The 11,802-nt window shown below is 31.4% G+C and carries 12 protein-coding genes; 2 read left to right on the forward strand and 10 right to left on the reverse strand.

Annotated features, from left to right (window positions below; genetic code table 11):
* Position 1: 1 nt before the first annotated feature.
* A complete protein-coding gene (locus tag ABGB03_RS02600) occupies positions 2–1,096 on the reverse strand; it encodes a Nif3-like dinuclear metal center hexameric protein (protein ID WP_347924594.1) in 1,095 nt (364 codons plus the stop codon).
* 138 nt (positions 1,097–1,234) lie between these two features.
* On the opposite strand from ABGB03_RS02600, the gene lpxK reads away from it, so the two are divergent.
* Complete coding sequence (gene lpxK, locus ABGB03_RS02605) at positions 1,235–2,236, forward strand: tetraacyldisaccharide 4'-kinase (RefSeq protein WP_347924596.1); 1,002 nt, start codon at positions 1,235–1,237, stop codon at positions 2,234–2,236.
* Here lpxK and ABGB03_RS02610 read toward each other — a convergent pair.
* The 7 genes from ABGB03_RS02610 to ABGB03_RS02640 all read right to left on the reverse strand — a co-directional run bounded on the left by ABGB03_RS02610 (position 2,233) and on the right by ABGB03_RS02640 (position 9,544).
* Positions 2,233–4,455 carry an ATP-binding protein gene (locus ABGB03_RS02610; RefSeq protein ID WP_347924598.1) on the reverse strand — a complete coding sequence of 741 codons (2,223 nt, stop codon included), beginning with the start codon at positions 4,453–4,455 and terminating at the stop codon, positions 2,233–2,235. The two genes, lpxK and ABGB03_RS02610, sit on opposite strands and share 4 nt — an antisense overlap.
* A gap of 83 nt (positions 4,456–4,538) precedes the next feature.
* Entirely contained in the window at positions 4,539–5,534 is a 996-nt protein-coding gene (gene gap, locus ABGB03_RS02615; RefSeq protein WP_347924599.1) for a type I glyceraldehyde-3-phosphate dehydrogenase, read from the reverse strand.
* A gap of 2 nt (positions 5,535–5,536) precedes the next feature.
* Positions 5,537–6,406, reverse strand: coding sequence for a lipoyl synthase (gene lipA / locus ABGB03_RS02620; protein WP_347924601.1), 870 nt, complete (start codon positions 6,404–6,406; stop codon positions 5,537–5,539).
* Positions 6,407–6,456: 50 nt separating this feature from the next.
* Positions 6,457–7,686, reverse strand: coding sequence for an Nramp family divalent metal transporter (locus tag ABGB03_RS02625; RefSeq protein ID WP_347924603.1), 1,230 nt, complete (start codon positions 7,684–7,686; stop codon positions 6,457–6,459).
* Positions 7,683–8,234: a sigma-70 family RNA polymerase sigma factor gene (locus ABGB03_RS02630; protein WP_347924604.1), complete on the reverse strand. Its 552-nt coding sequence runs from the start codon at positions 8,232–8,234 to the stop codon at positions 7,683–7,685. Before ABGB03_RS02630 ends, ABGB03_RS02625 begins: the two co-directional genes overlap by 4 nt.
* Positions 8,225–9,334 carry a glycosyltransferase gene (locus ABGB03_RS02635; protein ID WP_347924606.1) on the reverse strand — a complete coding sequence of 370 codons (1,110 nt, stop codon included), beginning with the start codon at positions 9,332–9,334 and terminating at the stop codon, positions 8,225–8,227. The genes ABGB03_RS02630 and ABGB03_RS02635 overlap by 10 nt, the downstream gene beginning before the upstream one ends.
* A gap of 6 nt (positions 9,335–9,340) precedes the next feature.
* On the reverse strand, positions 9,341–9,544 hold the full coding sequence (locus ABGB03_RS02640; protein ID WP_347924607.1) for a membrane or secreted protein: 204 nt from the start codon (positions 9,542–9,544) through the stop codon (positions 9,341–9,343).
* Positions 9,545–9,694: 150 nt separating this feature from the next.
* On the opposite strand from ABGB03_RS02640, the gene aqpZ reads away from it, so the two are divergent.
* The gene (aqpZ, locus tag ABGB03_RS02645; protein ID WP_347924608.1) at positions 9,695–10,396 is read left to right on the forward strand and encodes an aquaporin Z; all 702 of its coding nucleotides are present in this window, start codon (positions 9,695–9,697) and stop codon (positions 10,394–10,396) included.
* 60 nt (positions 10,397–10,456) lie between these two features.
* Here the strand turns inward: aqpZ and ABGB03_RS02650 are convergent, their stop codons facing one another.
* Both ABGB03_RS02650 and ABGB03_RS02655 read right to left on the reverse strand, forming a co-directional pair.
* Positions 10,457–11,254, reverse strand: coding sequence for an anti-sigma factor (locus ABGB03_RS02650; RefSeq protein ID WP_347924610.1), 798 nt, complete (start codon positions 11,252–11,254; stop codon positions 10,457–10,459).
* Positions 11,255–11,266: 12 nt separating this feature from the next.
* Positions 11,267–11,797, reverse strand: a complete 531-nt coding sequence (locus tag ABGB03_RS02655) for a sigma-70 family RNA polymerase sigma factor (protein ID WP_347924612.1) — start codon at positions 11,795–11,797, stop codon at positions 11,267–11,269.
* Between the last annotated feature and the right edge of the window lie 5 nt (positions 11,798–11,802).

Consider the following 11,802-nt stretch of genomic DNA (forward strand, 5'->3'; position numbering starts at 1 on the left):
CTTATAAATACTTTACAGGATTGGTATTTGTGTTTGATAAAACGATTGCAAAATTAGGAATTTTTTTTGTAAGATACGCTACTAAAAGGTTTTTTGTGTATTGTTCACTTTCGTAGTGTCCAATATCTGTTAAAAGCAGCATGTTTTCGGCAGTAAAAAAGTCATGATATTTTAAATCGGCTGTCACAAAAGCGTCTGCACCTGCTGACTTTGCTGCACTAATAGCAAAACTTCCTGAGCCTCCTAGTACAGCCACTTTTTTTATGGGTTTATTTAATAAGGAAGAATGACGAACACATTCTGTTTGCATTGTTGATTTTAAATGCTCCAGAAAGCTAGTTTCTGTCATAGCATTTTCGAATTCGCCTATCATTCCCATACCAATATGTTGATTTTTATTTTCCAGCGTTGTTACTTCATAAGCAACTTCTTCGTATGGGTGATTTTTAAAAAGCGTTTGTAAAACTTTTGATTCTAGATGTTTTTGAAAAGTAACTGTGAGTTTTATTTCTTCTTCCTGCTGAGTAACTCCTTTTTCTCCAATTGTTGGATTGGAGTTTTCATTTCCATTAAAGGTACCAATACCGCTAACATTAAAACTACAATTGTTATAATTACCAATTGCACCAGCTCCAACATTAAATAACGCTTCTCTTACTTTTCCAACATTATTTTTTGGGACATACGTGGTTAGTTTTTTTATGGTGCCTACTTGAGGTATAAGTATTTCTCTATTTATAAGCCCAAGTTGCTCACAAATTTTATCGTTTACTCCCTGTAATGCATTGTCTAAAGCTGTATGAGTTGCAAAAATTGAAATGTTATTTTTTATGGCTTTAATCACAACACGTTCTACATAGGATTTTCCTGTTAGTGTTTTTAACCCTTTAAAAATTATAGGATGAAAGCTCACAATAAGGTTGCAGTTTTTTTCAATAGCTTCATCTATTACTGTTTCAAGAGCGTCTAATGTTACAAGAATGCCTGAAACTTTATTATTTTTATCACCAACCAATAAGCCAACATTGTCAAAATCTTCGGCATAAGATAAAGGAGCTAATTCTTCTAAGTGATTAATAACGTCTTGTACAATCATAAAAAATTATGTTTAGTTCAAAGATAAATAATTACTTTCACAAGTTGACTTTCATTGTTTTCAAATAGTCTTGTGTAATCTTCAATGATTTAATTATTATCTTGGCACTCTTTTGTAAATCATTTTGATTAGGTTATCGTGAAAATATTAAGAAACATATTATTACCAATTGTTCCTGTTTACTATGGAGTTACATGGTTGCGAAATGTTTTGTACGATAAAGGTGTTTTTAAATCTAAAAGTTACGATTTTCCAATAATTTGTGTTGGAAATTTGAGTGTTGGTGGTACAGGAAAAACACCAATGATAGAATATTTAGTAAGACTTTTAAAGAATAAATATCAGCTAGCAACCTTAAGTAGAGGTTACAAGCGTTCAACTAATGGATTCTTAATTGCTGACAAAACTTCTACAGTGGAAACAATAGGTGATGAGCCATATCAATTTTATTCGAAATTTAAGGATATTATAGTAAGTGTTGATGCTAATAGACAGCAAGGTATTTCAAAATTAAGAAGTTTAAAGAAACCTGATATTATCCTATTGGATGATGCGTTTCAGCATAGAAAAGTTAAAGCTGGATTTAATATTTTATTAACTTCTTATTATAAATTATATATTGATGATATCTCTTTGCCAACTGGCGATTTGCGAGAGCCAAAATCTGGAGCTAATAGAGCCGATATTATCGTAGTCACAAAATGCCCAAATGATATAACTATTGAGGAGCGAAGTAATATTATTAGTAGCCTAAAAAGACCTGCTCAAGATGTCTTTTTTAGCACTATTGATTACTCTAGTGTTATCTATTCTAGCAATGAGAGTATAAATTTGGATGGATTGAAAGATGTTAGTTTTACTCTTGTAACTGGGATTGCGAATGCAGTTCCGTTGGTTAATTTCTTAAATGACGAGGCTTACAGGTTTGAGCATATTAACTTTAAAGATCATCATGTATTTACTAATGTAGATATTGAAACTTTAAATGAAAAAGAAATAATTGTTACTACAGAAAAAGATTTTACGAAACTTGGAGATAAATTGTCTGGAAATAGACTTTATTACCTACCAATTGAAACCAAGATTTTTGAGCACGAAAAATTCAATAAAATACTATTGGATTTTTGCTCAGAATATTAAGCTGAAGCAGACGTTTCGTTTTCTTTTAACGCTTCATATAATTTTTTCTCAAAATCTTCTTGCTTAAATGGCTTTGATATAATATCGTCAAAACCTGCTTCTTCAAATTCCTGCATTTTGTCCTCTAGCGTTACAGCTGTAAGGGCAAAAATGGTAAGCTCTTTGTCAAACTCACGTATTTGTTTGGTGGCTTCTAAACCACTAATTCCTGGCATGTGAATGTCCATAAGAACGACATTGTAATTCACTTCCTTTACTTTTTCAACAGCGTCTTCACCGTTGTCAACCAAATCACAAACTAAATTCATCTTATTCAAGATTTTTTTAGTAATCATTTGGTTAATTTTGTTGTCTTCTACTACTAAAATTCTCACGTTTTCTAAATCTAAGTTATTTAAATCTTTTGCGTAATCTTTACTTTTAACATTTGTTACTTCTTTACTTTCTTCTAAAGGTATTTCTACAAAAAAGCTTGTTCCTTTCCCCAGTTCGCTTTTTAAATAAATTTTACCTTTTAATATTTTAACTAAACCTTTTACAATTGAAAGACCAAGTCCGGTTCCTCCATATTTTCTATTAATTTGAACAGATCCTTGAGAGAAACTTTCAAACATACTGTCTTGCTTTTCTTTAGTGATTCCAATTCCGTTATCTTCTATTTCAAGGCGAATAGAATGGGTTTTACCTTTAACACCTAATTGTGTTAATCTTACCCATATATCTCCATCTTTAGTGAATTTGATAGCATTACCAATAAGATTAATAAGGATTTGAGAGATTTTTAATTGGTCGCCATTATATATTTCAGGTAGCTTTTTGTCATACTCAAAATGAATAAATATATTGTTGTCTAGAGCCGAATTATTTAATGCAGCAATAACATTTTCTACTTTATTTTTTAGATTGAAAACTTCAGGATCTAACTCTACTTTGTTGGCTTCAATTTTATTTATTTGAAGAATATCATTAATAAAGGTTAATAAATAATCACCAGAAAATTTAAGCGACTTTAAATGTTGTATTTGCTCTTTTCTTGGGTTTTCTTCCAACAGCATATTTGTCAAACCTGTAACAGCATATAGAGGCGTTCTTAACTCATGTGTTACAGTAGATAAGAAATTTGTTTTGGTTTTTGCTGCAATTTCAGCTCTTTCTTTTTCTGTTAATAATTCTTCATTTTTACGATACAACATGTTATTAGTTTTTAATCTAATATTGTTGTTTTTGTATAGTGATAAAGTAAGTAATGACAGTATTGTAATCAAACCAACACTTAAAATAGTAGTTAGCTTGTTTAAGCTATCTGATTCATTCTTTTCTTTAATTTGATCAGCTTGTGTTTGTATTAAGGTGTCCTTATCTGCATCAAGAGTTTCTTTTTCTGCTGTGAGGTGTTCTTCTTTAATACTTAAGATTGAGTCGCTAAGTTTTATAAAAAGATGCAGGTTTGTATTTGCTAATTTGTAATTACCAGTTTTTTCATAAATATCACTTAAAGCCTTATAGCTTTCGTTTAAAACGCTCAAATTCCCTGTGGTTTTAGCAAGATTTGAGCCTTCAATAGTTTGTGCTAAAGCTCTCTGGTATTTACCTTCTTTATAAGCAATATTTCCACTTTTTATTAAAGCAGAACTTTGTATAACTGGTAAGTTATATTTTTTTGATAAAATAATTGCTTTATCAACCAAAGCATTGGCTTCGGTTAAATTATTTTGAGCCATATAGGTTTTTGCTTCATTTAAAGTAACTTTTGCTACTAGCTCATTAATATTTTCTTCTTCAAAAATTGTTTTAGCAGATTTAAAATAATCTAAAGCATTCGTGTAATCTTTTTGAGCTAAGTAAATAATACCGCAGGTATATCTAGAAACGGCAAGATTGACCTTATCATCTATCCTACTTTGAATATTCATTGCCTTGATAATGGTAAATCCCGCTTCTTGGTAGTTTTCTAAATTATATTGTAAGTTTGCTATCTTAGATTGTATAATGCCTTGATCTTTTTCACTCTCTATTTTTTCTGCAATAACTAGCCCTTTTTGAAGAGTGGTAATGGCTTTATAATAATTAGATTGCTGAGTTTCTTTATCAGCTTCATTTATGAAAAAATCAATTCTATTTTGATCTAAAGCAACATCGTCCTCTATTCTATCTTGAGAATGAGAACTTGTTATTAATAAGACTAAAAAAACAAATATGTAATATTTGATTTGGGACATTTTTAGATCATTTTATCGACAAATATAACATTTTATTCGATAAAATACACTTTTTGTGAAAAAATATGCTTTTAGACGATAAACTAACTTTCTTCTAATTTAGAAATTAAATCAATAATTCTGCTTGAATATCCAGTCTCATTATCGTACCAACCAATGATTTTAACCATATTTCCTATTACAGAAGTCATTTGAGAATCAAAAATACAAGAATAAGGATTGCCTACTATATCTATTGATACAATTGGGTCTTCAGTATATTCTAAAATACCTTTGTAGTTAGATTCAGAAGCTTTTTTAAAGGTATTATTAACTTGATCTACAGTAACATTATTTTTCACATTAAAGGTTATATCGGTTAATGAGCCATTTGCAACTGGCACTCTAATACCACAACCTCCAATAACTTCGGATAAATCCGGAAAAATTTTAGTTAAAGCTTTTGCAGCTCCAGTTGTAGTAGGTACAATGGATTGTCCAGCTGCTCTAGCACGTCTTAAATCCCTATGAGGTTGATCGTGTAGACTTTGGTCTGTGGTATAAGAGTGTATAGTAGTAATGTAAGCTTGCTTAATACCACATAGCTTATTAATGATGTCAATCATTGGAGCTGCATTATTAGTAGTACATGATGCATTAGAAATTATCACATCATTTTTGCATAGAATATCTTCATTAACACCTAAAACTACTGTTTTGATGGAATCGTCAGTTGGAGGAACAGATAAAATAACTTTTGAAGCACCATTATAAATATGATGGTTTAAATCGTTTAAAGATTTAAATTTCCCTGTAGCTTCAATAACAAAATCAACGTCAAAAGGTTTCCAATTAATAAGTTTTGGGTGATTATGGTTTTGTAAATTTACTTTTTTGCCATCTATAATAATATTTTGATTATCCGAAGAAATGCTATTTGGTAAAACACCATGTATACTATCATATTTAAGCAAATGACTAAGTGTTTTGCTATCAGCAAGATCATTAATTGCAACTATTTGGATGTTAGGATTGTTTAGCAGTAATCTAAAAACACGTCTTCCAATTCTACCAAAACCGTTTATGGCAATGTTAATCATGTTTAATTAATGTGTTTTTGAGCTTTGTAGGAAGATCTAACCAAAGCACTGCTCTCTACATGACGAAAACCGAGGTTTAATCCTATTTCTTTATATTCTTGAAATTGATCAGGGGTAATAAATTGTTTTACTGGTAAATGTTTTTTACTAGGCTGTAAGTATTGTCCAATGGTGACAACATCTACTTTTGCTTCTTTCAATTCATGAAGAGTTTCTATAACTTCGTCACGCTCTTCACCAAGACCAAGCATAATTCCAGTTTTTGTTCTTCGTTGTCCGTTGTCTTTTAAATATTTTAAAACACTTAGGCTTCTATCATATTTTGCCTGAATACGAACCTCTCTAGTTAAGCGACGAACAGTTTCCATATTATGCGAAATAACTTCAGGAGATACTTCTAGAATTCTATCTAAATGTTGATCAATGCCTTGAAAATCTGGAATTAACGTTTCTATTGTTGTTTCTGGGTTCATGCGTCTTACAGCTTTTACAGTTTCGGCCCACATGATGCTTCCCATATCTTTTAAGTCATCTCGATCTACACTTGTTAAAACAGCATGCTTAATGTTCATAATTTTTATAGAACGAGCCACTTTTTCGGGTTCATCCCAATCAACAGATTCTGGTCTTCCAGTTTTTACACCACAAAAACCACAGGAGCGTGTACAAATATTACCAAGAATCATAAAGGTTGCAGTGCCTTCTCCCCAGCATTCTCCCATATTTGGACAGCTTCCTGAAGTACAAATAGTATTTAATTTATACTTATCTACTAGCCCTCTTAATTCGGCGTATTTTTTACCTGTAGGTAATTTAACCCTAAGCCATTTTGGTTTTGGTTGACGTTCAGTAGTAATTGATTCGGTACTCATGTTTTAATAAATATGATTGCAAAGATACGAAGTATTGATTTAAAAACAGTTTATAAAGTTGTTAGATAATAAATGCTAAAACCAATTAAAAAGATAATTCCAAGCCAGCTTAATATATGCATTTTTAATGAAGGCCTTGATGCTTCAGGAGTATACTTGCTGCTAATAAGTTTATAGTTGACAATGGCATAAAAAGGAGCCGTTAAAAACGACAAAACGGTTGCAACTTCTACCAGCAAGCCCATTTCAGAAGCAAAAACAAAAAATATGACTATGGTGCCAACAGCAAGAATGAATATCCAGATGATATAGCCAAGTTTAAAGTTTCTATTAAATAATAGTTCTATAGTTCTATCCATAGCTCGAGGAGAGGCGTCTAGACATGTAAGTGTGGTACTAAACATGGTAGTAAAAGCAGCAATGCCAATAATTATATAAGCCCATTCACCTAGGCTTGAGGTGTACATATCTATTAACTGTCCTGAAAATACGCCAGCTGCGTTACTAAATGATTCTCCTGAGCCAAACATTACCAAGCAACCTAATAACACAAAGCAAATGCCTAATATAACAGTGCCAATATAACCTACATTAAAATCGAACAAAGCAGATTTAGCATTAAATTCTTTATCATCTTTTCTTTTTTCTACAGCCCAAAGAGAATGCCAAACCGAAATATCTAAAGGTGCTGGCATCCAACCCATAAATGCAATTAAGAACAATTTTTCAATTGTACCTTCTGGTAATATTTGTGTAAATGAAATTGGAGCTTGGTTACTTGATAGGGCAACTATAACAGCAGCAATTGTACTAATGGATAAGATAATAATAATAATCTTTATTAGTCTATCTAGTAGTTTGTATTTTCCAAAAATGAGTAATGCCAAACAAACAATAAGAACAACGATAGTCCATATTTTTACGGCAAATTCAGAATCAAAACCAAGTTCGCCAAATAGGGAAGAAGCCAATCCTGCTGTTACAATAGTTACAGCTGTTTGTATTGTAAACATTGTAGCAAACGTTAAAATAAAATAGGCTATCAAAATTCCATTCCCCATTTTTTTGTAACCATCAAGAAGACTTTCTCCAGTTGCCGCAGCATATCTAGGGCCAAATTGAAAGAAAGGATATTTGAAAAGATTTACCAACAATAAAGCCCAAAGTAAGCCTAAACCAAAATCGGCACCAGCTCTAGTAGATTGTACTAAATGAGATACACCAATAGCAGCTCCTGCGAATAACAACCCAGGGCCTAGGTTTTTAATACTAAATTTCATTTTTTCTTCTGAATAATTTCTGCTAATAATTTTTTAGCTCTAAGTAGTTTAACTTTTATATTGTTCATAGGCTCATTAAGCGTATTGGATATTTCTTGATAACTAAGTTCTTGAAAATATCGTAAATTAATAACTTCTTGGTAATGAGGTTTTAATTTTTTTATATCACGAAGTAATTTTGCCAAGTTTTGTTCTGTAATAATATTATCTTCTGGAGTAGGTGATTCATCAATAATATCTTTAACACGATCATTATGGTCATGACTTCTTTCATTAATAATAGATGTTTTTTTTACTCTAAGAAAATCTATATGAATGTTTTTGGCAATTGTTATAAGCCATGTTTTAAACTTATATTTTTCATTAAAAGTGCCTATTTTGTCGAAGGCTTTCGAGAAAGTTTGGATAGTAATATCTTCGGCATCATTTTCGTTTTGAGTTCGTTTGAGCAAAAACCCATAAACGTCATTCCAAAACGTGTCTAACAAAAAATTGAAAGCTACTTGATTGTTTTCTTTTGCTTTTTTAATAGCATCTTTTATTTCCAACGACCTTGTTTTGATGTGATATTAGATATAAAGATAATTAATTGTGAGACAATTAAAAATAATTCAAGAAAGGGAAGTAAAATCACGAGGTCTTTTTCGTTAAGCTTTTTTGCTGATAATCCCACAACTACAAACTGTACAATAAATCTTAATATAAATAAGCTCAAAACAACTTTCCACTTAAAAAGGATTATTAGAAGAATTATGCTTAGTAGCCAAAAAAGAAATTGCGACAGATAAAATAAACCTAAAAGAAATTTGTGTTTTAGTTTATAAAATTTCGATGTAGAAACATGTCGCTTTTTTTGTACAAACCATTCAGATAAAGAACTTTCAGGGATAGATTCAGTAAAACTATCTTTTGAAATGCATATTGCAGTGTTTGAAGCATTTGCAACTTGATTTACAAACAAATCATCATCACCAGAACGAACACTCATGTGATTCATAAACCCTCTAGCTTCAAAAAATGTTTCTTTTCTGTACGCCAAATTCCTTCCAACTGCCATATATGGCATACCTATTTTTGTATAAGAAAAATACTGAATAGCTGTTAACAAGGTCTCAAATCGAATAAGCTTATTAACAAGGCCTTTTGTTTTATTATAAGCACCATACCCTAATACAATTGTTTTTTTATTAGTGAAATGACTGCTCATTTCTTTTATCCAGTTATTAGAAAGTGGCTTGCAATCGGCATCAGTAAAAAGAAGAAAGTTGTTAGATGAAGCTTTTATACCAAGGGTTAGCGCGTACTTTTTATTTCCCCAGAAAGCCTCAATAGGTTTTACATCTACAATCTTAATATTATCATGAACCAATTGAAAAGACTTCATGATGTCTAAGGTGTCATCATTTGAATTGTCATTAATTAATACAAGTTCAAATGTTGGATAATTTTGTTTTAAAATTAAAGGAATAAATTCTTTTAGGTTTTCTGCTTCATTTTTAGCGCAAACTAATATAGAAACAGCAATATTTTTTTGTTTTTTGTTTTGATATTTGTGAAAAGAAAATTTAGAAAATAATACACCATAAAAAAACAACTGAATAAGAACTACAATAATAAATGTGTAAAATAAGACATCTAACACAATCATTATTGCTTAAGAGTGCGTAGTTTCATTACAATCTTTAAACTGATCAGGCGTTTTTCCACAAAAACCACAAGCTTCTCCATCTTTATTTAGCATAGGGTTTTGGCTCGCGCAAGTTCCTGCAAATTCTCCATCTTTTTTTGCCCAAAGTTTAATGGCAATTCCAGCAATTGCTATGCCTAGTAAGACTAATGTGATTAAAAGAAGTTTCATGAATAAAAATGTTTGTGCAAAGATAATTCATTCTAGTAAATTATTATAAAAAACAAGTGATTAGTGTTTAAATGTGACAAATATTATAGTTAAGTGTCTTATTTTTAATTGCTTATATTTATTGTTAACTAACTAATTAAATTAACTATTATGAAAAACATTATTTCAGAATTATTTGGAACGTTTTGTCTCACCTTATTTGGTTGCGGTGCAGCAGCTATAGCAGGAGGCTCTGTTGGAGCTGTTTCTGGGCTTGGATTATTAGGAATTTCTCTCGCTTTTGGTTTAGCAGTGGTTGTTATGGCTTATGCCATTGGGCCTATATCTGGATGCCATATTAATCCAGCTATTTCGGTTGGAATGATGGTTGCTGGGAAACTTTCGGTAAAAGATACTGTTGGTTATGTTATTGGGCAGTGTATTGGAGCTGTTTTAGCGATTCTAGTATTATCTACTTTGCTAAATGGACAATCTGGGTTTGAAGCAGGTGAATGGGCTTTTGGTTCAAATGGCTGGGGAGAAGGTTATCTAGGTAACTATTCGATGCAAGCAGCATTTATTGCAGAACTTGTTTTTACAGCTATTTTCTTAATTGTAATTCACGCGGTTACATCTAAGCTTGGTAATGCAACAATGGCAGGTTTAGCCATTGGTTTAACATTGGTTTTAATACACATGGTAGTGATTCCAATTACAGGTACTTCTGTGAATCCTGCTCGTAGTTTAGGACCAGCAATTTTTGCAGGTGGAATGGCATTACAACAGCTTTGGCTTTTTATAGTAGCGCCAATTGCTGGTGGTATTTTAGGTACATTAATTTGGAAATACGGAATTGCAACTAACGACAATTAAAACATAAAAAAGAGCCTTTATTATAAAGGCTCTTTTTTATTACTAAGTGTACTATAAGTGTTAATTGTTGTTTTTTTGTTTTAGAGAAATTTCGGCTACTGAATTTTCTAAAGAAGCATTGCTATTTCCACCTTTAGGTTCAATAGTAATATTTAAACTCAATGCATCCTCAATATAAGGTACCGATTTAAGTTTACGGTCTTCAATATCAAGAATACCTAAATTCACCATTTTGTCTTGCATTTGCGCCCATAACTGGTATGATTGCTCTTGCGAAATTTCTGGAAGTGACACAACATCTATCAAAGATGATTTCTCAATAGGGTTGATGTATGCTACTGTTTTTAAGTCTTCAGCTCTATCATTTCCTCTTAATACATACTTCTCGGTTTCAGGATTGTTTAGCTTCATGAATTGTCTCATAACATCATCAAGCTTGCTGTTGTTTTCTTGAATGTCGTCTCTTAAATCGAAAATTTCTTCAGCAATAGTATTATTCTCGTTTAACAAATCCTGATTTTTATCATAAAGTTTGTAAGCAGTTCCAGCAAATATTAGCGCAGCGACACTTGCAGCTATACTAAACCATGCAGATACTTTACGTTGAGGCTGTAAATGAATTACAGGTTTTTCGTTAATGGCATCTAAAATAACATCTAATGTATATGAAGGAGGTCTAACAGCTTGAGTTTTTGCTGCTAGTTCTAGTCGTTCTTGCAACAAATCATACTCTTCTTTAACCTCAGGATGTTTAAGTATAAATGATTCTACTGCTACAGTTTCTGAAGCTGTAGTGGCTCCAATCAAGTACTTATCCAGTAAACCAGATGCTAAAAATTTTTGTACTTTTTTTTCCATGACTGTAATAATTTATGGACTATAGATTTTTTTTAACTCTCTTAATCCAATTTTTAATCTGGATTTTATAGTGCCTAACGGAATATCTAGCTCATTGCTTGCTTCCTGCTGTGTCATACCTTCAAAAAATAAGGCTTTTAACACTATTTGGTACTTTGTATCCAATGTTGCAACATGCTTTTGTAAATCAATTGCATCTTGATTTAATCCTGCTGTTGATATCTTATATACGTTCGAATCGGCAATTTGGATTTCTTTTTCAAATTTTAGATTATGACTTCGTAATTTATCAATAGCTGTGTTTCTAGCAATACGATAAAGCCAAGTAAACAATTTGGCTTTTTTTTCATCATATTTTTTTGCGTACCTCCAAACTTTTATGAACGTTTCTTGAAGAACGTCCTGTGCCATGGCTTCATCCTTTATTATTTTTTGAATCACACCAAGTAAAGAACCTGAATAATTCTCATAAATAATAGGAATGGCTCTTTTATCTCCTTCCTTTAAAAGACTAACAATATGTAGTTCTAATTGTGAAACCAAATGTG

The sequence above is a fragment of the Pontimicrobium sp. SW4 genome (assembly GCF_039954625.1).
In the GTDB taxonomy this organism is placed as follows: Bacteria; Bacteroidota; Bacteroidia; order Flavobacteriales; family Flavobacteriaceae; genus Pontimicrobium.